This window comes from Streptomyces scopuliridis (assembly GCF_042790125.1).
GTDB lineage: Bacteria > Actinomycetota > Actinomycetes > Streptomycetales > Streptomycetaceae > Streptomyces > Streptomyces scopuliridis_A.
Genome location: NZ_JBHTZS010000011.1, coordinates 167,471 through 189,780, shown reverse-complemented (window position 1 = coordinate 189,780; position 22,310 = coordinate 167,471). Strand labels below are relative to the sequence as shown.

Here is a 22,310-nt window from a genome sequence, read left to right as displayed (position 1 = left end):
AGACTCGTAGCTTCCACGCCCCGCACCCACACCCCCCGCAAGAACGTCGTCCGTGTCGCGGCCCTGGTAGCCTCCGCCGCCATGGTGGTCGTCGGCGTCCAGTCGGGACCGGCCGCCGCCCAGCCCGACCCCACTCGGGAGAGCGGCGCCACGGCTCTGGAGCTCAGCCCGGCCCAGCGCGTCGACGCCATCAAGTCCGCCCAGGCGGACGCCGCGAGCGAGGCCGGCGCACTCGGCCTCGGCGCCCAGGAGAAGCTGGTCGTCCGCGACGTCATCAAGGACGCCGACGGCACTGTCCACACCCGTTACGAGCGGACCTTCGCGGGCCTGCCCGTCCTCGGTGGCGACCTCGTCGTCCACCGGGCCCCGGCCGGCGCGCGCAGCGTGACCAAGGCGACCACGGCCCGAATATCCGTGCCCTCCACCGCCGCCGAGCTGCCCGCGGCCACCGCCAAGTCGAGCGCGCTGAAGGCCGCTTCGGCGGAGAAGACCGCCAAGGCCGCGGCGGACACCGCGCCCCGCAAGGTGATCTGGGCCGCCGACGGCAAGCCCGTGCTGGCCTGGGAGACCGTCGTCAAGGGCGTCCAGCCCGACGGCACCCCGAGCGAGCTGCACGTCATCACCGACGCGGCCACCGGCAAGCAGCTCTTCACCGACGAGGCCATCGAGGCCGGCACCGGTACCGGCAAGTACAACGGCTCGGTGACGCTCGGCACCACCAAGAGCGGCACCACGTACAACCTCACCGACGGCGGTCGCGGCAGCCACAAGACGTACGACCTGAACCAGGGCACCTCGGGCACCGGCACCCTCTTCACCGACGCCGACGACATCTGGGGCGGCGGCAGGCAGAGCGCCGCCGTCGACGCCCACTACGGCGCGGCCGAGACCTGGGACTTCTTCAAGAACGTGCTGGGCCGCAACGGCATCAAGAACAACGGGGTGGGCTCCTACTCCCGCGTCCACTACGGCAACAACTATGTGAACGCGTTCTGGAGCGACAGCTGCTTCTGCATGACCTACGGCGACGGCTCCGGCAACGCCAACCCGCTCACCTCGCTCGACGTGGCCGCGCACGAGATGAGCCACGGCGTCACCGCCGCCACCGCCAACCTCACCTACAGCGGTGAGTCCGGCGGTCTCAACGAGGCGACCTCCGACATCTTCGCCACCGCGGTCGAGTTCTACTCCAACACCGCGAGCGACCCGGGCGACTACCTCATCGGCGAGAAGATCAACATCAACGGTGACGGCACGCCGCTGCGCTATCAGGACAAGCCGAGCAAGGACGGCGCGTCGAAGGACTACTGGTCGTCCACCCTGGGCAACATCGACGTCCACTACTCCTCGGGCCCGGCCAACCACTTCTTCTACCTGCTGTCCGAGGGCAGCGGCGCGAAGACGATCAACGGCGTGAGCTACAACAGCCCCACGTACGACGGCTCGACGGTCACCGGCATCGGCCGCGACAAGGCCACGCAGATCTGGTACAAGGCGCTCACCACGTATATGACGTCCTCCACCAACTACGCGAAGGCGCGCACCGCGACGCTGAGCGCGGCGGGCGCCCTGTACGGCACGACCAGCGCCGAGTACAAGGCGGTCGGCGCCGCCTGGACCGCCATCAACGTCAAGTGATCCACGCGGTCGGTCACAGCGCTTGATCCGACGGGGTACGGGCCCGCGCGCTCCACGCGCGGGCCCGTACCCCGTTCGCGCGCCCTCTGCTGTCGGCATCCGTCCACCGGTCGGCACGCTCCGGATGAGGGATCGGGGCGCGCGAACTAGGGTGCGATTCATGGCCGGAGACACGGGGCGGGGGAGCGGACGGGACGCCGCCGCGGCGCCGGACCCGCGGCGCTGGAAGGCACTGACCGTATGTCTGGTGGCGGGCTTCATGACGCTCCTGGACGTCTCCATCGTCAATGTGGCCCTGCCGTCGATCCGCGAGGGGCTGCACACCCCCGTCTCCGACCTCCAGTGGGTGCTGTCCGGCTACGCGCTCGCCTTCGGGCTCTTCCTGATCCCCGCCGGGCGGCTCGGCGACGCCCGCGGCCGGCGCCCGGTCTTCATGATCGGGCTCGCCCTCTTCACCCTGGCCTCCGCGGCCTGCGGAGCCGCTCAGTCCAGTCTCTGGCTGGTGATCGCCCGGCTGGTGCAGGGATTCGCCGGAGGCGTCGTCACCCCGCAGATCTCGGCGCTGATCCAGCAGATGTTCGCCGGCCGTGAGCGGGGGCGGGCCTTCGGCATGTTCGGGATGGTGGTCGGCATCTCCACGGCCGTGGGGCCCCTGCTGGGCGGTCTGATCATCCAGGCGATGGGTGCGCGGGAGGGCTGGCGCTGGGTCTTCTACGTCAATCTGCCGCTGGGCATCATGTGTCTGCTGCTGGCCCGGCGGCTGCTGCCGGACACCCCGTCGGCGGCTCCCGTCCGGCCGCGCGATCTCGACCCCTTCGGGGTACTGCTGCTGGGCACCGGCGTACTGGCACTGCTGCTGCCCTTCGTCCAGTCGCAGCAGTGGCACGGCTGGGAGAAGTGGCTGCTGCTGATCGTCGCCGCCGTGCTGCTGGCCGGCTTCGTGAAGTGGGAGTCCCGGTGCCGGCCAGGCGGCACCCAGCCGGTACTGGACCTGCGGCTCTTCCGCGTCCGCTCCTACTCGCTGGGGTGTCTGCTGATCCTGCTGTACTTCGCCGGGTTCACCACGATCTTCTTCATCAGCACCCTCTATCTCCAGAGCGGACTCCACTACTCCGCGCTGGAGGCCGGACTGGCCATCACCCCCTTCGCGGTGGGCTCCGGGGCGGCGGCGGGCATCGGCGGACGGCTGGTCAACCGTTTCGGCAGACCGCTGGTCGTGGTCGGACTGATCATGGTGACGGTCGGTCTCGCGGCCACCGCGCTCGCCGTACATCTGGTGCCGGGACGCGGCGCGGGCTGGGCGATGGCGGCGCCGCTGCTGGTGGCCGGCCTCGGCAGCGGGCTCGTCATCACACCGAACCAGACCCTGACCCTCTCCGAGGTACCGGTCCCGATGGCGGGCAGCGCCGGCGGCACGCTCCAGACCGGTCAGCGGGTCGGATCCGCGATCGGTATCGCCGCCGTGGGATCGGTCTTCTTCGCCCAGGTGGGGCGGGACGGCTGGGCGACGGCGTTCGACCACGGGCTGATCGTCTCGGTGGCGTTCGTGGTCGCCGCGCTGCTGGTCGCCCTCGCCGATGTGGTCACGGCGCACCGAGAGGGAAAGCGGGGTACGGGACAGAAGGGGCCCTTCACCCACCCAGCGTCCGGACCGCCGGAAGGAGACCAGCGATGAGCAGCACCCCCGCGGAGAGCACAGAGAGCACAGAGAGCAACGCGGAGTACGGGAAGAAGCCCTTCAAACGGTCGAGGAGCCACTTCACCGACCGGATCACGGCCGACGGCAGGGACGGCTGGCCCGTCGAGGCCGGCCGCTACCGTCTGGTGGTCAGCCGGGCCTGCCCCTGGGCGAGCCGGGCCCTCGTCTCCCGGCGGCTCCTCGGCCTGGAGGACGCGATCTCGCTCGCGATCACCGACCCGATCCAGGACGACCGCAGCTGGCGCTTCACCCTGGACCCGGACGACCGGGACCCCGTACTCGGCATCCGCTTCCTCAGCGAGGCGTACGACGCGCGGGAGACGGGCTACCCCGGCGGGGTCAGTGTGCCCGCGATCGTGGACGTACCGAGCGGGAAACTGGTGACCAACGACTTCCAGCGGATCACGCTGGACTTCGCCACCGAATGGACGGCGCTGCACCGGCCCGGTGCCCCCGATCTCTATCCGGAGCCGCTGCGCGACGAGATCGACGAGGTCATGGACGGGATCTACCGCGATATCAACAACGGCGTGTACCGCGCCGGGTTCGCGGACGGGCAGAGCGCCTACGAGGACGCCTACCGCGCGCTGTTCCGCCGGCTCGACCAGGTGTCGCGACGGCTGGCGGACCGGCGCTATCTGGTGGGGGACACCCTCACCGAGGCGGACATCCGGCTGTTCACCACGCTGGTGCGGTTCGACGCTGTCTATCACGGACACTTCAAATGCAACCGGTCCAAACTCGCCGAGGAGCCGGTGCTGTGGGCCTATCTCAGGGATCTGTACCAGACCCCCGGGTTCGGCGACACGGTCGACTTCGACCACATCAAGCGGCACTACTACCGGGTGCACACCGGTATCAACCCGACCGGCATCGTCCCCCTCGGGCCCGATCTGTCCGGCTGGCTGACGGCGCACCACCGGGAGGAGCTGGGCGGACGGCCGTTCGGGGACGGGACGCCGCCCGGTCCCGTACCGGGGAACGAGGAGGTCCCGCCGGCGGGACGCCCCTGAGGACCCCGCTCCGCCGGTCCCCGTCAGCTCTCCGGCAGGGGCCGGCGCACGAGATACAGTGCGACGCACGCCACCAGCACCATCACACACGCCGTGAACGTCAGCCCCGCGCCCTTCAGTCCCAGCCCGAGCGTCAGCGCGCCGACGCCGACGACGGGCAGCGAGATTCCCGCATACGCGGTGACGAACAGCGCGGAGACCGTGCCGCCCCGGTGCTCGGGCGGCGCCGCGCCGCTGACGGCGGTCATCGCCGCGCGGAAGGACAGCCCCTGTCCCAGACCGCCGAGTACCGCGCCGGTGACGAGCAGCGCCAGCGACTCCACCGCCAGCGACGTGCCCACCAGCACGAGACCGGCCACCAGCACCAGACAGCCGTCCGGCAGCGCCCGGCGTACCCCCAGACGCCCCATCAGCGACTGGCCGATCGTGGAGGCGAGAAAGACCGAGAAGACGACCGCTCCCGAGACGGCCAGGTTGCTGACCTTCAGAGTCTCGGACACGAAGGACGGCGCCACCGCCGTGAACAGACCCAGCAGGGCGAAGCCCGCGAACGCGGCGAGCGCGGACGGCGCGAACACCCCGCGTACCTCCGGCGGCACCACCAGCCCCTGCGGCTTCAGCCGGGGCCGCCGCTCCGGGTGCGCGACCGTCTCCGGCAGGAACCAGGTCAGTACGCACGCCACGGCCAACAGCGCGAGATGGACGAGGAAGGGCAGCCGCAGCGGCCATGGCGCGTACTGCGCGAGCAGCCCGGCCAGCAGCGGGCCGCAGCCCAGGCCGCCCATGTTCGCGGCGGTCGCGGCGAGCCCCGCCCGTGCCTCCTTACCGGGCGGGGCCAGCTCCAGCACGGTGACCGTCGCCGCGCCGCTGAGCAGCCCGGCGGAGAAGCCCGACAGCAGCCGGCCCGTGAACAGCAGCGGAAGCCCGCCCTCGAACAGGAAGCAGAAGGCGCTGCCGGCGGCCAGCGCCAGCGCGGCCAGCAGCACCGGCCGCCGGCCCACCTGGTCGGAGAGGTCGCCCGCCAGGAGCAGTACGGTGATCACCCCGAGGGCGTAGACGGCGAACACGACCGTCACGATCAGCTCGGAGAAGCCGAGCTGTTGGCGGTAGAGCCCGTACAGCGGGGTGGGCAGCGTCGTACCGGTCATGCCGATGGCGAACACCCCGGCGGCCGCCGGATAGCCGAGGTGCCGGCTCCCGTGCGCGCGATCCGTCATACCAGCCCCGTCCTTCAGCCGTCGTCGGCCGTACCGGCTGCTCTCTGGCGGCGCATCGGGATGACGAGCCACCGTGCGCCGGAGGGGCGCACGCTTGGATACATCAAATGCCCCTGCCGGACTTTCGTGCCATCCGGGACCGGCATAAGAGGTGACGCGCCGCATCGCGCGGCCCCGCGTCACGAGACCGCGCGCTATCCGGCAGGACGGCCGCCGGTGCCCCGGCTGAGGTCGGTGGTCAGGGAGGGGCCGGGCTGGGGGACCTCGCCGAAGTCCTCGTCGGCGCTGTCCACGCGGAGCCGGTTGATCACGGCCTCCAGCGCGGCGGGCAGTGTGGGATGACGGCCGTGATGGCACTGGCTGAGCAGATCGTGCCGGACCGTCTCGGGCAGCAGCGACGAGAGCGCGGGCGCCGTCGCGGGCCGTCCCGGCCCCGGCAGATGACGGGACTGGCCGCGCCAGTACGCCGCGTCCTTGAACTCGGCCCGCTGCTGATGGGCGAGGAAGAGACAGAAGGCCGCGGTGCGATTGCCGCCGCCGGCCGCGAACTGCCACCAGAACTGGGCCGCGTCGCGGTGCCCGGTCAGATGCAGAAGGGCCGCGAAGACGACGGCGCCCTCGGGATCGATACGGTCATGGTCCACCAGCCGGGACAGACTGGCCGCCGCCTCCGGTGCGTTGAGGACGAGCGCGACGGCGAGGCTGAGATCATGCGCGGCCTGCTCGTGGGCCGAGGGATAACGGTGCGGCGCCTCGCCCGGGTCCGGGCGACACTCCGCTCCCCGCACCGTCGGCCGCGCCCCGGCCCGGCTCCGCGCCGCGGCGGTGTCGTAGTCGTCATAGGTGTCGATGAGGACTTCCGCGTCGTTCAGCAGCGCGTCGACCGTTCCGGCGTCGGGTTCGTCGGTGTGGCGCACGGTCTACTCCTCCGTCTCGGTCTCTCGTACGTCGAGGTGCTTGGCCAGCCGTCGGCGGGCGTGCCGTACATGGGACCGTACGGTGGCGACCTCGATGCCCATGTACTCGGCGACCTCCTCGTCCGGGACCTGGAGGACGTAACGCAGCACGACCACGTCGTACTGCCGCTCGGGAAGCCGGGAGATGGCTCCGTACAGCCGCATCTCCCGTTGCAGCACATCGAATTGATCGCGCTTCTCGTGGTCGAGGAGCTTGCGGACCGCGGCATGGAAGGCGGCGGTGCCGATCAGCGCCGGTTCCCTGTCGTGGTCGTCCAGCCACCACGCCACCTCCTCCTTGAGGAGCGCCCACGCGTACCGGGCCACCGATTCTTGGGCCAGCACATGCGGCCAGTGCTCCAGCAGCCGGGCGCAGGTGGTGTCGACCACGGTCTCGGCGGCGCCCCGACTGCCCACCTGGGTATGGGCGTAGCGCAGCCATAACGTGTGGTGGCGTGCGTCGAACGCGTCGAAGGTCAGCGCCAGCCGGTGGACCGTTCCGTCCGGGGAGACCGGGAGGCCGCGGTCATCCACGCCCAGGGCGCCGTGGGAGACGCGGACCACCGGATGTTCCGGATCGACGTGCACATATGCCCCGTTCCCTGGACACCGCGCCGCTCCACGGCGGAGGGCGTCGGTGCGAGAGGTGTGCCTCTCTTCAGCTGTCAGCCAACCGGATGAGCCCCCTCGATGTGCGGGACACACCCGGGGATTTCACGCGGACCGTCATCATATGATTACTGGGCCGTAGGACGGGCGGTGTTTCCGTATCGTTCGGCGGACTGTGTGTCGACTCACCGTCATATGGCCTGCGCGCAGGGACAGTTGGGCCATCTCGTACGGTTGTCCGCATGTGTCGGTGGGAAGTCACCGACTGTATCCGGCGATTGAGGACGGGGGTCGCGCGATGGGCGACAACGGTGCGGTGGATCTCGAACTGGACCGGGCGCACTCCGCCCGGATGTACGACTACTACCTGGGCGGGACGACCAACTTCCCGGCGGACCGCGAGGCCGCCGCGAGGGCCATCTCCGCCTTCCCCTCCATCCTCTCCACCGCCCGCATCAACCGGCGCTTCATGCACCGCTCCGTCCGCTTCCTCGCGCGGCGGGGCATGCGGCAGTTCCTCGACATCGGCACCGGCATCCCCACCTCCCCGAACCTCCACGAGGTCGCCCAGCGGGAGGTCCCGGAGGCACACGTCGTCTACACGGACAACGATCCGATCGTGCTGGCCCACGCCCGCGCGCTGCTGCACAGCCATCCCGCGGGACGCACCGCGTACGCGGAGGCCGATGTCACCGACCCCGAGGCCCTGTTGGCCGCCGAGGAGATACGCACGACGCTCGACTTCTCCCGCCCCATCGCGCTCAGCCTCAACGCGCTGCTCCACTTCGTCACCGACGAGCACGACGCCCATGACATCGTCGAACGCCTCAAGTCCGCGCTGCCGTCCGGCTCCACGCTCGCCATCGCGCATGTCACCACCGAGTTCGACCCCGAGGGCATCGCGCGGCTCACCACGGCCTACCGCGCCGCGGGCACACCGGGACAGGCGCGCACCCGCGAGGAGATCGCCCGCTTCTTCGCCGGCTGGCAGCTGCTCGAACCGGGGATCACGCCCTCGCACGAGTGGCGCCCCGACCCCGGCGAGCAGAGCGGGCACGTCACCAACAAGGAAGCCGCCTGCTACGTGGGGGTGGCGCGCAAACCCTGACCGCCGCCCGGCGCCGCGCGGTGGTGCCCCTCGCTCTCGTGGTGCGCCGCCGCGAGTCCGGCCTCGACCTCGTCCAGCGCGCGGCGCGCGGCGGCTATCCGGGCGAGCAGCACCGCCCGCGACTCGTCCACGGCCGGCGCCATCGGTACGGCAGGGCTCTCGCGGGCCCGCTCGTCCTCCAGTTCACGTGCCTCCTCAAGGGAGTTGATGACGACCCCGATCAGCAGATTGACGAGCAGGAACGACCCGAGCAGCACGAACGAGGCGAAGTAGACGATCGTCCAGCGCGAGACCTCCAGGCCGCCCCGCACCGCGTCCCCGAGGCCGTCGAGCGTGATCAGCAGAAAGAGTGTGAGGGCGGCACGGCCCAGCGAACCGTAGTGTTCCGGGTCGGCCGCGGCGAAGAAGACCCAGCCGAGCATGGCGTACACATACAGCAGCAGCGCACCGACCAGGACGAAGCTGAGTGTGCCCGGCAGGCTCTTGCCGACGGCGACGATGACGATGCGGAGCTGGGGCAGGAAGCGCGCGGCGCGCAGCACGCGTGCGAGCCGGAGCAGCCGCAGGACGGTGGCGTTCTCGCGGGCGAAGGGCGTGAGGGCGAGCCCCACGACCGCCAGGTCGAAGACGTTCCAGGGATCGCGGAAGAAGTCCTTGGGACGCTCCGCGTAGGTGGCGGCGCGCAGCAGGATTTCCGACGCGAACGCGACGAGGAAGAACTGCTCGGCGGCCTTCAGCTCCCCGTGCCACTGGTCGACCGCGCCGGTGTAGGTCTCGATGCCGAGCAGGACGGCGTTGCCGATGATGAGGCAGAACACCGCGGTGTCGAAACCGGCGGACTCCACGATGCGCCGGCTGCGGTCGGCGAGAGCCGGCTGTAACCGGCTCGTCCCGTCGGACATCAGATGAACCCATTCCCCATACGGATGCTGATAACGGACTCGGACCCGGACATGGCCAGGGACCCGGACAGGGAGAGCGGCCGGTGCCCGGGGCGGGGCACCGGCCGCTCGTCCACCGCGCGGCTACGCGGCGGTCGGTGAGCCGGCCGCGGGGCCGACCAGTTCCTCCAGGACGTCTTCCATGGTGACGAAGCCGATGACGGTCCCCTTGTCGCCGCTGACCGCGGCGAGATGGGTACCGGCGGCGCGCATGGCCGTCATGGTGTCGTCGAGAGGGGTGTCGATCTCCACCCTGATCACCGTGTGCAGCGCGCTGCGCGGGAACGGCAGGGTCCGATCGCCCGCACCGAGGGCGTCCTTGATGTGCAGATAGCCCAGGATCGTGTTGTCGGGTCCGGTGACCGGCAGCCGCGAGAAGCCGGAGGACGCCGCGGCGCGCTCCAGCTGCTGCGGGGTGGTCTCATGGTCGACGGTGATCATCCGGTTGAGCGGGACCATCACCTCACCCACCGGACGCGTCCCCAGCTCCAGGGCATCGCGCAGCCGCTCGCCGTCCGCGGGGTCCAGCAGCCCAGCCTCGCTGGAGTCCTTGACCAGACGGGCGAGTTCGTCGTCGGTGAAGACCGACGCGACCTCGTCCTTGGGCTCGACCTTCAGCAGCCGCAGGATGGTGTTGGCGAACGCGTTGATCCCGAAGATCACCGGGCGCAGCGCCCGGGTCAGCCCGACCAGGGCGGGCCCCAGCGCGAGCGCGGTCGGGGCCGGCGCGGCCAGCGCGATGTTCTTCGGCACCATCTCGCCGATCAGCATGTGCAGATACGTCGCCAGCGTCAGCGCGATCACGAACGCGATCGGATGGATCAGCGCCTCCGGCACACCGATCGCCTCGAACGGCGGCTCCAGCAGATGGGCGATCGCCGGTTCGGCGACGGCACCCAGCACCAGCGAGGAGATGGTGATGCCCAGCTGAGCCGTGGCCATGGCCGCGGACAGATGCTCCAGACCCCACAGGGTGCTCTTGGCCCGGCGGCTGCCCTTGACCGCCAGGGGCTCGATCTGACTGCGCCGTACGGAGATCAGGGCGAACTCGGCGCCGACGAAGAACGCGTTGGTGAACAGGGTGAGCACGCCGATGGCGAGCTGCAGGCCGGTCATCGGTTCTCCTCCGCGAGCTGGGCGGCCGGGGCGGGCGCGCTGACCCTGACCCGGTCGGCCCGGTGGTGCTCGATCCGCAGGACCGCGAACTGCCAGCCCTCGATCTCCAGCGTGTCGGTCAGTACGGGCAGCCGCTCCAGCCGGGTGGCGAGCAGCCCGGCGAGCGTCTCGTACGGGCCCTCGGGCGCGTCGAAGCCGATCTGCTGGAGCTGGTCGAGACGGACACTGCCGTCCGCCTCCCAGACGCGGCGGCCGTCGGCGGCCGGCCGGCCCGGTGCCAGGTCGGGGGTCTCGTCCGGGTCGTGCTCGTCACGTACCTCGCCGATGACCTCCTCGACGATGTCCTCGACGGTGGCGACACCGGCGGTGCCGCCGTACTCGTCTATGACCACGGCCATCGTCCGAGAGTCGCGCAGGCGCCGCAGCAGCCGGTCCACCGGAAGGGAGTCCGGCACGAGCAGCGGGCTGGTGGCCAGCTCGGTCACGAGGGTGTCGTCGCGCTTGCTCTCGTCCAGGGCGAGGACATCACGGATATGGATGGTGCCGATCACCTCGTCGAGGCTGTCGCGGTAGACCGGGAACCGGGACAGGCCGGTGGCCAGCGTCAGATTCGCCGCGTCCGTGGCGGTGGCATGCGCCTCCAGGGCCCGTACGTCCACGCGCGGCGTCATCACGTTCTCCGCGTTCAGGTCGGCCAGATGCAGGGTCCGTACGAACAGCTCGGCGGAGTCCGCCTCTATGGCGCCCTCCCGGGCCGAGTGCCGCGCCAGGGCGACCAGTTCCTCGGGGGTACGGGCGGAGGCCAGCTCTTCGGCGGGCTCCAGCCCGAAGCGGCGTACCAGACGGTTCGCCGTGTTGTTGAGATGCCTGATCAGCGGGCCGAACGCGGCGGTGAACGCGCGCTGGGGCCCGGCCACGACCTTGGCGACCGCGAGCGGGCTGGAGATCGCCCAGTTCTTCGGGACCAGCTCGCCGATGACCATCAGCACGACGGTGGACATGGCGACGCCCAGCAGCGTGGCGACGGTGGACACCGCGCCCGCCGGCAGTCCGACCGCCTCCAGTGGGCCGCGCAGGAGCACGGCCAGGGACGGTTCGGCGAGCATGCCGATGACCAGCGAGGTCACCGTGATGCCCAGCTGGGCGCCGGAGAGCTGGAAGGTCAGCCGCTTGGCCGCCGCCAGCGCGCTCGCGGCGCCGCGCTCACCAGCGGCGGCGGCGCGTTCCAGCTCGCCGCGCTCGATGGTGGTCAGGGAGAACTCGGCCGCGACGAACACCGCACAGGCGAGGGTGAGCGCGAGGGCGAGGAGCAACAGAAGCACTTCGGTCACCGTGCCACCTCCGGTCCATCGCTCGACGGGACGGGGACGGCACGGCTCGTACTGGGAGGCTCACCCATTGCGGGACCGCAGCTCCTTCTCGGGTCAGGTGGTATGGACGGGGTGGGCACCCCGTCCAGCAATAGTAAAGGATTCGCAAAGCAGTGCAATGCCGTGTCCGACGCACGACATCGCTCAGATCATCGGACCGCGTTACCTCATCGGATGGCGCCGAAGTCCGTGCCCACGGTCAGTGTCACCACTCCCGGGGCGGCCTCGGCGTCCTCCCGGGCGACACTGCCCGGCAGCCGTGAGGCCAGTACCTCGGCCGCTTCCGCCTGGTCCTGCGGATACTCGACCGTGCTCTTCTTCGTGTCCTCGGGCGCGTTTCCGACCCCGACGACCGTGAATCCCGCCGACCGCAGCGTCTCGGCGACCTCCGCGCCCCGGCCCGTGGTGCCGGAGCCGTTGAGGACCTGGACGCGCACCGTGTGGGCGTAGACCGGGGTCTTCGCGTCGGCTTCCAGCTTCTCCTTGTCGACCTCGGTGTCCTTCGCCAGGGCGGCGAACAACTCCGCTGCCTGCGGATACTGCCACACGACATTCGCCTTGTCGGTCGGCACATCGGCCTCCCGCGCGTAGTTCGGCACTGTCAGGAACGTCAGCCGGTCGGTGGGGATTCCCTTGACCTCGGACGCGAGACCGGAGAGGGGCTTGATCCCGGCCAGCGCCTTGTCCGTGGTGAGCGACTTCGTCGCCGAGTCCAGGAAACCGTACAGCGCGTTCGGGCTGGTCAGCTTCTCCTGGGCCTTGGCGGCCAGGGCCTCCATGAACTCCTGCTGCCGGCCGATACGCCCCAGATCGGAGCCGTCCCCGACGCTGTAGCGCGTCCGTACGTACCCGAGGGCGTCCTCGTCCCTGACCGTCTGGCACCCGGCGTCCAGGTCGAGATGGGCCTTCTTGTCGTGGATCGCGGTCTCGGGGCAGACCTCGATGCCGTCCAGCGCGTTGACCATGCCCTTGAAGCCCTGGAAGTCGACGGACATGAAGTGGTCCATGCGCAGGCCGGTGTTCTGCTCCACCGCTTTGATGGTGCAGGCGGCGGCGCCGGACACCTCGCCGGTCGTACCGCCGATGGCGAACGCCTCGTTGATCTTGAACTTGTGCGGCGCGGACTTGCTGCCGTCCCCCTTGTCGCAGGACGGTATGTCCACCCATGAGTCGCGGGGGAGTGAGACGACCGTGGCCCACTTACGGTCGGCGGACACATGCAGGACCATCAGCGTGTCCGACTGCATGGTGGTCAGGCCCTTGCCGTACTTCGCGTTGTCGCCGCCCCGTGAGTCGGACCCCACCACGAGGATGTTCTTGGATCCCGGGCTCAGATTGACCGGCCGGTTGCCGCCGATCTTGTTGTCCACGTCGGCGGAGTTGATATTGCCGTTGAGGTCCGCGTAGACCCAGGCCGCCGCGCCCGACACCCCGATGAGCACCACGGCCAGTGCCCCGCCCGACCAGACGGCTATTCGGCCGCGCCGGGTCAGCTTGGCCCGGCCCGCTCGCCGGCTGCCCCGGTGACCCCCGCCCGCGGAGCGGCCCCGCCGCCCGCTGGATTCCCTGCCCACGCTGATCCTCCGTGCCCCGTTACCGGCCGCCGTTCGTCCGTACAAGCCGGTCATCGCCCCGTGCGACGGATGCACTCTACTGGCTCTACACATCTGTAGAAACAACTGGGTGTTCCGCCGCCGTTCACAGCGGTGTGGCGGCTTCGAGGACGACGAAGAGCGCGAGGGCCGAGTTGAGGGCGGACAGGGTGGACGCGGCGGTACCGGCCGCCGCCACACAGGCGGCCATCCCGGCCCGGGTCAGCGCGGGCGGCCAGCTCCTGCGCGGCGGCACCGGGCCGAGCAGCGCCGCCACCCGGCGCGGCACCGGGCCCGCCGAGGCGAACGCCGCCAGCCCCGGCGCCGCGACCCGGCGCGAGAACAGCGCGGCCTTGCCCACCGCGCGCGCCGTGATCCGCCGGTCGCCGGTGACCCGCGCCGCCTCCTCGTCCGCCCAGCGCTCCGTGCTGTATGTCACCGCGGCCCGCAGTGGCCGCAGGAAGGGGTTGGCGCAGCCGGCCAGCTGGACGGCGAGCAGCAGCCGGTGATGCCGTCCGGCCAGATGGGCGCGCTCATGGGCGAGCAGCGCCCGCCGCTCGGCCGCGTCCAGACAGGACAGCATGCCCGTGGAGACGACGATCCGGCCGGGGGAGCCAGGCAGTGCGTACGCGTAGGGCTGCTCATCGTCCAGGACGGCGACCTCGGAGCCGTAGCCGTAGCCGTATCCGGAGTGGGAGACGGAACCGGATCCGGCAGCGGAGCCGAGCCCGGCCAGCGCCCGGTGCGCGCGGAAACGGAAGCGCAGATGCCGCCGTACGGTCAGCGCGCACGCCACGACGACAAGGGCCAGCGCGACGATCGCGGCCTTGCCCGCGACCTCGTCGTACGGCACGGCCGCCCGTACCTCGGGATCGGACCAGTTGTCCGGGAGCGGATTCCCGGGCAGCTGCGCGGTGCCGACGACCACGAGCAGACCGAGACAGAACGTGCTGCACGCCGCCAGTACCACGGCGACAGAGGTGAGTAAGACCGCGGCGTTGCGCGGATGCAGATGGTGCTCGGCCAGCCGTGCGACCGGCAGCGCGGTCAGTGGCAGGACGAGCGGCAGGAAGACGAAGACGCCCATGGATCAGCTTTCGGGACCGGGTTCGGATCGGGGTTCGGGGCCGGCGTCCTTGAGCAGTGAGCGCAGCACCTGCTCGTCATGGGGGGACAGCGCCGACACGAAGCTGGAGAGCACCGCGTCGCGGTCGTCCCGCTCATCGAGCAGCCGCCGCATCCGCAGGGCCGTGAGGCCCGCCTCGTCCGCCACCGGCGTCCACAGGAAGGAGCGCCCCGAACGGCTGCGGGTCACGGCCTGCTTGCCGAGGAGACGCGTGAGGATGGTGATCACGGTGGTGTACGCCAGTTCCCCGTCGAGCCGTTCCTGTACCCAGGTCGCGGCCACGGGTGAGGTCGCCGAGCCCAGCACGGCCAGCACCTGGGCCTCCAGCTGGCCCTGGCCGCGTCTGCGGGTACGGGACGCCTGGTCCCGGTCGTCCCCGTTCCCGACGCGCTCGGCGTTCCCGACGCACTCGGCGTTCCCGATGTTCCCGGCGTTCCCGGCCACGAAATGACCTCCTCCCGCACCGCCGCCCCAGCCACCCTGGGGCCGGGGCATCCTAACCAGCTCTTCGCGGCGCACCTTTACGGCGGCCAACTTCTACAGTGTTGTAGATTTACGATGGTGCCACACGGCACCGCGTCGCGCCGGGACGTCCGGCGCGCCCGGTTCCGGGACGGAAGAAGGGAAGCAATATGGGTGTGAGCCTCGCCAAGGGCGGCAACGTCTCGCTGAGCAAGGAGGCTCCCGGTCTGACCGCCGTTCTGGTCGGCCTCGGCTGGGACGTACGGACCACCACCGGCGCCGATCACGATCTGGATGCCAGCGCCCTGCTGGTCGACGGCTCCGGCAAGGTCGCCTCCGACCGCCACTTCGTCTTCTACAACAACCTGACCAGCCCGGACGGTTCGGTCGAGCACACCGGGGACAACCTCACCGGTGAGGGCGACGGCGACGACGAGACCGTCAAGGTCAATCTGGCCGCCGTGCCCGCCGATATCACCAAGATCGTGTTTCCGGTGTCGATCCACGACGCGGAGTCCCGTGGCCAGTCCTTCGGGCAGGTCCGCAACGCGTACATCCGGGTGGTCAACCAGGCGGGCGGCGCCGAGCTGGCGCGCTACGACCTGAGCGAGGACGCCTCGACCGAGACCGCGATGGTCTTCGGCGAGCTCTACCGCAACGGCGCCGAGTGGAAGTTCCGTGCCATCGGCCAGGGGTACGCCTCCGGTCTCGCCGGCATCGCCTCCGACTACGGCGTCAACGTCTGACCTCCGTACCCGTATCCGCCGTACCGACCCGCGCGTACGACCCCACGCCCCCCAGGAGCGAACGATGAGCGTCAACCTTGCCAAGGGCCAGCAGATCAGCCTGACCAAGTCCGGCGGAGGTGAACTCACCGTCGTCCGCATGGGCCTGGGCTGGCAGGCGGCCCGCAAGGGCTTCTTCGCCCGTATGACCGCCCGCGAGATCGACCTGGACGCCTCGGCGCTGCTCTTCGCCGGGAAGGAGGCCGTCGATGTCGTCTTCTTCCAGCATCTGACCAGCGATGACGGTTCGGTGCGGCACACCGGCGACAACCGGGTCGGCGGCGCGGGACAGGGTGGTGACGACGAGTCGATCGTCGTGGACCTCCAGCGCGTCCCCGTCCACGTCGACCAGATCGTCTTCACCGTCAACTCCTTCACCGGCCAGACCTTCGAAGAGGTCGACAACGCCTTCTGCCGGCTGGTCGACGAGACCAACGGCCAGGAACTGGCGCGCCACACACTCACCGGCGGCGGCAAGCACACCGCGCAGATCATGGCCAAGGTGTACCGCTCCGGCGGTGGCTGGCAGATGTCCGCCATCGGCACCCCCGCCGAGGGACGTACGTTCCAGGACCTCATGCCGGCCGTCGTCCCCCACCTGTAGCCGCTCCACCCCGGACGTCATTCCGTCCGGCATCCATCACCCCCGCCACTCACTATCCAGGAGACTCCACGTGGCCCTGTGGGACCGCATCAAGGATTCCGCCGCGTCGATGCAGACGCAGCTGAACGCGAAGAAGAACGACCTCAAGAGCGGCGCCTTCCGTGACGCCAGCATGGCGATGTGCGCCCTGGTCGCGGCGGCCGACGGATCCATCGACCCGTCCGAGCGCCAGCGCGTCGCCTCGCTGATCATGACCAACGACGTCCTGCAGAACTTCCCCGCGGACGATCTGCAGACGCGCTTCAACGACTACTGCCAGAAGCTGACGGCCGACTTCGACTTCGGCAAGGTCGGCGTCCTGCAGACCATCGGCAAGGTCGCCAAGAAGCCCACCGAGGCCCGCGCGGTCATCCAGATCGGCATCGTCATCGGCGGCGCCGACGGCGACTTCGACGAGAGCGAGCGCGCGGTCGTCCGCGAGGCCTGTTTCGCGGTCGGCATCGCGCCGAGCGAGTTCGACCTCTGACGGTCATGAGCCGGGGCGTGCCGTCCGTCGTACGGCACGCCCCCCGCACGCCCTCTCACGCCCCCTCCGCACCCCCCGCGCGGTACTTCGCCGTCTCAGCGATCGGCCGCGCGGCGTCCCCAGGTCGTACCCGTCAGCACGAGCACGGCTCCCAGCACCCCGGCCGCTCCCAGCCGCTCGCCGCCGATCGCGATACCGGTCGCCGCCGCCCACAGCGGTTCCGTACCGAGCAGCAGGCTGACCCGGGACGGTGAGGTGCGGCGCACCGCCCACATCTGCACGAAGAAGGCCCCCAGCGTGCAGAAGACGGCGAGGAACGCCAGCGCCGCCCACTCGCGGGCGCCGAAGCCGGCCGCCACCGTCCAGGGCGCGGGCCCGGTGCCCGGCAGGGCCGCCAGGACCGCCAACACCGCGACGGCGCCGCCCAGTTGGACGGTCGTCAGCGAGAGCGAATCCGCCTGGCGCACCGCCTTGGTCCTGGCCATGGCCAGCACATAGAAGGTACGGGCGAGCGCGGCCAGCAGCATCAGCAGATCGCCGCCCGAGGGGGCGGTGAACCCGCCGCTCCGGGTCAGCAGCACCACCCCCGCCACGGAGAGCCCGGCGGCGGCGACGAAGGAAGCGGGCGGCCGGGTCCGGGTGACCGCGGCCTCCGCGAGCGGTGTGAAGATCATGGTGAGGCTGATGATCAGCCCGGCATTGGTCGCCGAGGTGTGCACGACGCCATAGGTCTCCAGCAGGAAGATCCCGCTCAGTACGAGCCCGAGCAGCCCGGCGCCACGCCACTGGGCCGCCTTCAGCGCCCGCAGTCTGCGCCACCCGGCGACGACCAGGACCGGCAGGACCAGCGCGAAGCGCAGCACGAGGACGGCGATGACCGTGTCCCTGGTCGCGATGCCCTTCGCGGCGAGATAGCTGGCGCCCCAGACCACGGCGATCAACAGCACGGGCAGATCGGTCGGCCAGGCCCGGCGCGGTACGGGGGCGGGCAGCCGGGCGGCGAGCGACGACACGGGGAACGGTCTCCAGCGGGCACGGGGTGCGGAGACCTCGACGGCTCGCGCGGGAACGGTCACCGTACCGGTGCGTGAAGGCGTCGGGGAAGAGACCTGCGGGAGCGGGAGCGCGTGAAGAGCACGGCTCAGGGACCCCCGGCGTCGATGGACCGCTGGATCCGCCGGTACGTGCGGTGCTCGTGGAAGAGACGGCCCACCAGCGCGCCGCCGTAGACCACGAATCCGACGCCGACCAGCCAGGACTGGATGACCAGAACCGTCCCGAACGGGCCGTAGGTGACCGCGTTCGCGGCGATCAGCGGGGAGAAGACGACCCGCGAGAACACCCGCAGTCCGAGCAGACCCACCGCCGTCGCGACGGCGCCGGACAGGAGCGCCTGCCAGCGCACGCGCCCGGCCAGGAGCACCCGCTGCGACCACCAGAAGAAGAGACACGTCCCGATCAGATCGCCCACGGTGGCGAACACGATCTCGACCACGGACTCGGAGGTCACGGGCGTATTGACGAAGACGAGAAGGAAGAAGACGAGCCCGGCCAGCCACAGCACATGGCGCCACATGGTGTGCCAGCGCGCCGTCGGCAGCTCCCAGACCCGCTCGTAACCGGTCTGTACGGCGGCCCCGAACGTCAGCCCGAACACCGCGAGCGCGGCGAGGCCGAACGCCGTCGTACGCTGCAACGCCTGGCCCGGTCTGCCGAACAGCTGCTGGATCTCCTGCTGTGCGGAGGGCGACACCCCCAGCCCCTGCCCCAGCCAGCGGGCGAACCCCTGGCCGCTCGCCGGGTCGGCCGCGGCGACGAGGATCAGCAGGGGTACGAGAGTGAGGAAGCCGAGCGCGGCGAAGCTCATCGCCCGGTGCATCAGCTCCATCTCACGGCCGCGGTTCCAGGCGAGCACGGCGGACGCGGCGATCGAGCGATACAGGCTCTGGAACCGGTGTCTGTGCTCCGTCGCACCGAAACGCTTGCGGGTCATAGGTCGTCTACTACCCGCCGAGGGCGGCACGTCCGGCCACGGCCCCCGGATGGGTGCCGCGCGCCCCGCCCGCGCGGACAGGCCGCGGGGCGGCGGGGCGACGCGCGTATTACCCGGGCTCTCCCGGGGATTCGGCCTCCGCCAGCGCCCAGACGCGTTCGGCACGCAGCGGACCGCCCCGGGCCATCACGTTCCCGTGGTCGATGGTGAGCGGCGCCAGCTGCGAGGCGTAACAGAGCACCGCCGCGCGCTTGGCCGCCCACTGCTCGTCGGACAGCGTCAGATCGTGAACGGCCCGCGTCCGGAAGCGGCTCGCGATCTCCCGGTAGGCGGCTCCGTAGTGCTCGTCCCCGGCGAGGGCCGTATCGGTCTCCGCGCCGCCCCACTCCTTGAGATGTCCCGTATAGGGAAGATCGGCGTAGACGAGGGGGAGCGGCCTGCCGAGCTCGCCGAGGACCCGCAGCGCACGGTCGCGTACCTTCGCGTGATCGGCCTGGTTGGTGCCCATCGGAATCAGCAGCCGCGTGTCGGGGGCGAGATCGGCGAGATACGTGTCGATCTCATGGAGTGGTCCGCCGTCCCCGTACGGACCGTCGGGGTGCCCGAGGACGACCCGCTCGACACCGAGCAGCGCACAGGCCCGGGTGTCCTCCGCCACCCGGGCGAGATGTGCCTCGCCGCCCGACGAGAAGCCGCAGGTGGTGTCCCACCAGGAGACCTCCTGTCCAGGACACGGGGCGCCGCCGTACACGGTCACGACGGTGACGGGCGAGTCGAGCGCCGGGATCAGACCCGCGAGCGACAGCGCGGCGTCGTCGAAGTGCGGGGAGAGGATCACGGTGGAGGGCGGGGGCGGTGTCATACGGACGTGCTCCTGTCGGTGGCGGATGGTGCGGGCGTTGCGGATGGTCCGGGCGATACGGATGGTTCTGGTGCGGGTCGCGTTTCCGGCGCACGTGAGGGCGGGGGCGGGGCGAACCGCATGTCACGGAGCGCGGCGTCCCACTCGGCGTCGTCGCCCTCCCACCGCCCGGGGACGGCCGCGACCGTGCCCCAGCTGATCCCGGGGCCGAGGGCGCCGCCGTCCGGCGGCGGGGTACGGCGCAGCCAGAGCAGATCGAACCGGTGGCGCGGATACGCCGTCGCGATGACCAGCCGCAGCCGGCGCAGATCGGCCGCGGTGAGTTCGTCGAAGGCGTCGTGGTGGACGTACAGCACATACGCGGACGAGCGCGCGAGCGTACGCCAGCGCTCGGCCAGCGCCCGGAACTTGGCGCGCACACCGTCGAGTTGCCGATCGATGTCGGACCGGGTGAGCGTGGTGCCGGACGAGGGGCGGAAGTCGTGGAAGAAGCGGATGTCGGAGCCCCGGTCCAGCGCGCACAGACCGTCGCTGAACGGTTCGACCAGCCCGGGGCGCAGCACATCGGTGAAGTCACCGGCGATCGTCTCCACGACGGACTCGAAGTCGAGATCGAGCCAGTCGAAGAAGTGCGCGCGGTCATCGCCGGTGATCCGGCGGATCTGATGGGTCGACTCACAGTGGTAACCCAGCCCCACACAGCGGTCGTAGACGTCGTACGCGTTGTGCGCGTCATACCTGTCGCACATCTCCGGTCTCCGTTCTCCCCGGGCGGTCAGCCGCTCGTGCGCCGCAGGAGCAGCCCCACACTGCCGCGCTTGCTCAGATAGGCGCGCCCCGCGCAGACGGTCTCCAACTGAGGGGGCACGAGAACGATCTCCTCGTCCGCCCGCCAGGTGGCGGACCGCTCCAGCCAGGGGCGTACGCGCGAGGCGAGCGCGTCGGGTTCGAGGGCGACGAAGACGAGATCCGTGGCCAGCTCGTCGAGGAGCGCCAGATCCTGGCCGTAGTAGAGCATCTCGATCAGCAGATGCGCGGTGGCGCGGGGAGCGTCCTCCTTGGCCAGTTCCGCGAGACCGGCGCCGTCCACGGTGACCCCGCCGGTACCGGCGAGCGCGGCGGTGAGCCGGGGCCGGAAGACCGCGTTGGGTTCGGTGGCCCGTACGGTGAAGCCGGCGGCGGCGAGCCGGTGGGTCAGCGCCCCCTCGCAGGCCCCCACCTCCACCAGCGCCCCGCCGGAGCCGGCTCCGGCGCACTGCTCCCGTACCCAGGCCGCGGTGGCGTCCAGCCGTCGTGCCTCGTACGGCGAGCTGCCGAACTCCCAGGGGTCGACCACGGACGCCGCCTCGTCGTCCAGGCTGGCGAGCAGCGCGAAGAGCCGCTCACGCTCATCGGGGTGGGTGTCGAAGAAGCGCTCGACGGCGGGGACATGCGGTGTCTGGACGACGAACTCGGGGTCGGCCTCGGCCAGCAGATGCCCGCACGAGCCATTGACGAAGTCCAGCTTGGCGGCGATGTGTGCGCGTCCCATCGGGCGGTCGAGATCGCTGACGATCTGGAGGTACGGCGAGAACCCGACGGCGTGCCGTAACCCGGCCCCCGCGAGGTCGGCGTCTTCGGTGGCGGCGGCGCGGGCGAGGGCGGTGTCACGGCCGAGGCGCCCGCGGCTGCGCCGGTTGTCCGCGGGGGAGTGCGTCCAGATCCGGCAGGGCCGCCCGGCGGCCGCCTGACGCAGGAGCGTGGCAAGTACCCCGGGCCCCGGCGAGGCGATGCCGTCCGTCACGGGCCCGACATGGGACGCGATCAGGGCGAGGCGTTCCGGTGCGCTCATGCCCGCGTCGAGGGTCAGCGTCTCGGCGCGATCGGCGAGGATCACCCGGGTCTCGCCGCCGCCGTCGTCGGTGAGTACGGACAGGAAGTCGAGGACGGCGTCCTCGGCCCGGAGTACGACAACGATATCAATCACGGTACTTCGGTCCTTGGTGTGCTCGGTGCGAGGTGTCGGCTGGCAGGGACCCTAGCGCTCACCGCCTATGTGGTCCAGACCAATTGGGTGATTGATCGTCGAGTTCCGGCCACCGGCGGCCACCCTTGGCCGGACAGGGCCGAGCCGGGCGACGGACGCCGTACCCGACGGAAACGCCGCGCGCTGACGGGACGTCGGCTGCTAGGAAGCGGGAATGGAGATGACCACGGAACCCCTCGGCCCCCTGGACCGTCTGCTCGCGGAGCGCGCGTGCGAACGTCTGATCACCGAGTTCATCCGCCGGCTCGACCTCGGGGAACCGGGCACGGTCGCCGACCTGTTCACGCCCGACGGCGTCTGGGAGTGGGCTCATGACGGCCGCCGGGTGGAAGGGCGCGACGCGCTCCGCGCCTACTTCAACTCCCGGCCCGCGGACCGGCTGTCGCGCCGGATGAGTACGAATGTCCTCGTCACCGTGGTCTCCGCGACCACGGCCACGGCCCTCTCGTACTTCGCGACCTATCGGGTCGACGGCTACACCGAGGGGATCGTCCCGGCCCGGCCACCGGCGAATGTCGGCCATTACGAGGACACCTTCCGCAAGGTCGGGGACGACTGGCTCCTCGCCGCCCGGTCGCTGTTCCTGCCCTTCGGGGGAGCGACGGAACGTCTCGGCGGTCGGTGACGCCGACGGTACGAGCCCGGCGGCGGCCGAGGCCCGGGACGC

The 22,310-nt window shown here is 70.8% G+C and carries 22 protein-coding genes; 8 read left to right on the top strand and 14 right to left on the bottom strand.

The genetic code is table 11. The annotated features are described in order from the left end of the window. Positions 1-81: 81 nt before the first annotated feature. From ACFRKB_RS19425 to ACFRKB_RS19415, 3 genes are all read left to right on the top strand, one after another. Positions 82-1,638: a M4 family metallopeptidase gene (locus ACFRKB_RS19425; RefSeq protein WP_383107346.1), complete on the top strand. Its 1,557-nt coding sequence runs from the start codon at positions 82-84 to the stop codon at positions 1,636-1,638. Positions 1,639-1,798: 160 nt separating this feature from the next. After that, positions 1,799-3,313: an MFS transporter gene (locus ACFRKB_RS19420; protein ID WP_383107209.1), complete on the top strand. Its 1,515-nt coding sequence runs from the start codon at positions 1,799-1,801 to the stop codon at positions 3,311-3,313. Beyond that, positions 3,310-4,350, top strand: a complete 1,041-nt coding sequence (locus ACFRKB_RS19415; RefSeq protein ID WP_383107208.1) for a glutathione S-transferase family protein — start codon at positions 3,310-3,312, stop codon at positions 4,348-4,350. The genes ACFRKB_RS19420 and ACFRKB_RS19415 overlap by 4 nt, the downstream gene beginning before the upstream one ends. Positions 4,351-4,373: 23 nt before the next feature. On the opposite strand, the gene ACFRKB_RS19410 is transcribed toward ACFRKB_RS19415, so the two are convergent. The 3 genes from ACFRKB_RS19410 to ACFRKB_RS19400 form a co-directional block, all read right to left on the bottom strand. Beyond that, a complete protein-coding gene (locus ACFRKB_RS19410; protein WP_383107207.1) occupies positions 4,374-5,567 on the bottom strand; it encodes an MFS transporter in 1,194 nt (397 codons plus the stop codon). A gap of 194 nt (positions 5,568-5,761) precedes the next feature. Continuing rightward, complete coding sequence (locus tag ACFRKB_RS19405) at positions 5,762-6,484, bottom strand: hypothetical protein (RefSeq protein ID WP_383107205.1); 723 nt, start codon at positions 6,482-6,484, stop codon at positions 5,762-5,764. A 3-nt stretch (positions 6,485-6,487) separates the two neighbouring features. Further along, entirely contained in the window at positions 6,488-7,111 is a 624-nt protein-coding gene (locus ACFRKB_RS19400) for an RNA polymerase sigma factor (protein ID WP_383107204.1), read from the bottom strand. A gap of 319 nt (positions 7,112-7,430) precedes the next feature. On the opposite strand from ACFRKB_RS19400, the gene ACFRKB_RS19395 reads away from it, so the two are divergent. Next, complete coding sequence (locus ACFRKB_RS19395; protein ID WP_383107203.1) at positions 7,431-8,240, top strand: SAM-dependent methyltransferase; 810 nt, start codon at positions 7,431-7,433, stop codon at positions 8,238-8,240. On the opposite strand, the gene ACFRKB_RS19390 is transcribed toward ACFRKB_RS19395, so the two are convergent. The 6 genes from ACFRKB_RS19390 to ACFRKB_RS19365 all read right to left on the bottom strand — a co-directional run bounded on the left by ACFRKB_RS19390 (position 8,213) and on the right by ACFRKB_RS19365 (position 14,829). Next, a complete protein-coding gene (locus ACFRKB_RS19390) occupies positions 8,213-9,142 on the bottom strand; it encodes an ion transporter (protein ID WP_383107202.1) in 930 nt (309 codons plus the stop codon). The two genes, ACFRKB_RS19395 and ACFRKB_RS19390, sit on opposite strands and share 28 nt — an antisense overlap. Positions 9,143-9,265: 123 nt before the next feature. Next, positions 9,266-10,297, bottom strand: a complete 1,032-nt coding sequence (locus ACFRKB_RS19385) for a hemolysin family protein (protein WP_383107200.1) — start codon at positions 10,295-10,297, stop codon at positions 9,266-9,268. Beyond that, positions 10,294-11,628: a hemolysin family protein gene (locus tag ACFRKB_RS19380; protein WP_383107199.1), complete on the bottom strand. Its 1,335-nt coding sequence runs from the start codon at positions 11,626-11,628 to the stop codon at positions 10,294-10,296. Before ACFRKB_RS19380 ends, ACFRKB_RS19385 begins: the two co-directional genes overlap by 4 nt. 206 nt (positions 11,629-11,834) lie before the next feature. After that, the gene (locus ACFRKB_RS19375) at positions 11,835-13,241 is read right to left on the bottom strand and encodes an LCP family protein (protein ID WP_383107197.1); all 1,407 of its coding nucleotides are present in this window, start codon (positions 13,239-13,241) and stop codon (positions 11,835-11,837) included. A gap of 124 nt (positions 13,242-13,365) precedes the next feature. Next, positions 13,366-14,346 carry a M56 family metallopeptidase gene (locus ACFRKB_RS19370; protein WP_383107196.1) on the bottom strand — a complete coding sequence of 327 codons (981 nt, stop codon included), beginning with the start codon at positions 14,344-14,346 and terminating at the stop codon, positions 13,366-13,368. A 3-nt stretch (positions 14,347-14,349) separates the two neighbouring features. After that, entirely contained in the window at positions 14,350-14,829 is a 480-nt protein-coding gene (locus ACFRKB_RS19365; RefSeq protein ID WP_383107195.1) for a BlaI/MecI/CopY family transcriptional regulator, read from the bottom strand. 188 nt (positions 14,830-15,017) lie between these two features. On the opposite strand from ACFRKB_RS19365, the gene ACFRKB_RS19360 reads away from it, so the two are divergent. The 3 genes from ACFRKB_RS19360 to ACFRKB_RS19350 all read left to right on the top strand — a co-directional run bounded on the left by ACFRKB_RS19360 (position 15,018) and on the right by ACFRKB_RS19350 (position 16,762). Beyond that, entirely contained in the window at positions 15,018-15,593 is a 576-nt protein-coding gene (locus ACFRKB_RS19360; RefSeq protein WP_365970395.1) for a TerD family protein, read from the top strand. A 64-nt stretch (positions 15,594-15,657) separates the two neighbouring features. Then, positions 15,658-16,236 (top strand): TerD family protein, encoded by a 579-nt coding sequence (locus ACFRKB_RS19355; RefSeq protein ID WP_383107193.1) that lies wholly within the window; start codon positions 15,658-15,660, stop codon positions 16,234-16,236. A gap of 70 nt (positions 16,237-16,306) precedes the next feature. Further along, a complete protein-coding gene (locus tag ACFRKB_RS19350; protein ID WP_030352289.1) occupies positions 16,307-16,762 on the top strand; it encodes a tellurite resistance TerB family protein in 456 nt (151 codons plus the stop codon). 95 nt (positions 16,763-16,857) lie between these two features. On the opposite strand, the gene ACFRKB_RS19345 is transcribed toward ACFRKB_RS19350, so the two are convergent. The 5 genes from ACFRKB_RS19345 to ACFRKB_RS19325 all read right to left on the bottom strand — a co-directional run bounded on the left by ACFRKB_RS19345 (position 16,858) and on the right by ACFRKB_RS19325 (position 21,583). Beyond that, positions 16,858-17,775: a DMT family transporter gene (locus ACFRKB_RS19345; protein ID WP_383107192.1), complete on the bottom strand. Its 918-nt coding sequence runs from the start codon at positions 17,773-17,775 to the stop codon at positions 16,858-16,860. A gap of 128 nt (positions 17,776-17,903) precedes the next feature. Beyond that, on the bottom strand, positions 17,904-18,755 hold the full coding sequence (locus tag ACFRKB_RS19340) for a YhjD/YihY/BrkB family envelope integrity protein (RefSeq protein ID WP_383107191.1): 852 nt from the start codon (positions 18,753-18,755) through the stop codon (positions 17,904-17,906). 109 nt (positions 18,756-18,864) lie between these two features. Next, the gene (locus tag ACFRKB_RS19335) at positions 18,865-19,617 is read right to left on the bottom strand and encodes a PIG-L deacetylase family protein (protein ID WP_383107189.1); all 753 of its coding nucleotides are present in this window, start codon (positions 19,615-19,617) and stop codon (positions 18,865-18,867) included. Then, positions 19,614-20,366 carry a papain-like cysteine peptidase gene (locus tag ACFRKB_RS19330; protein WP_383107188.1) on the bottom strand — a complete coding sequence of 251 codons (753 nt, stop codon included), beginning with the start codon at positions 20,364-20,366 and terminating at the stop codon, positions 19,614-19,616. Before ACFRKB_RS19330 ends, ACFRKB_RS19335 begins: the two co-directional genes overlap by 4 nt. A gap of 26 nt (positions 20,367-20,392) precedes the next feature. Continuing rightward, entirely contained in the window at positions 20,393-21,583 is a 1,191-nt protein-coding gene (locus tag ACFRKB_RS19325; protein WP_383107187.1) for an SAM-dependent methyltransferase, read from the bottom strand. A 220-nt stretch (positions 21,584-21,803) separates the two neighbouring features. On the opposite strand from ACFRKB_RS19325, the gene ACFRKB_RS19320 reads away from it, so the two are divergent. Next, positions 21,804-22,268: a nuclear transport factor 2 family protein gene (locus ACFRKB_RS19320; RefSeq protein WP_383107186.1), complete on the top strand. Its 465-nt coding sequence runs from the start codon at positions 21,804-21,806 to the stop codon at positions 22,266-22,268. Positions 22,269-22,310: the final 42 nt, after the last annotated feature.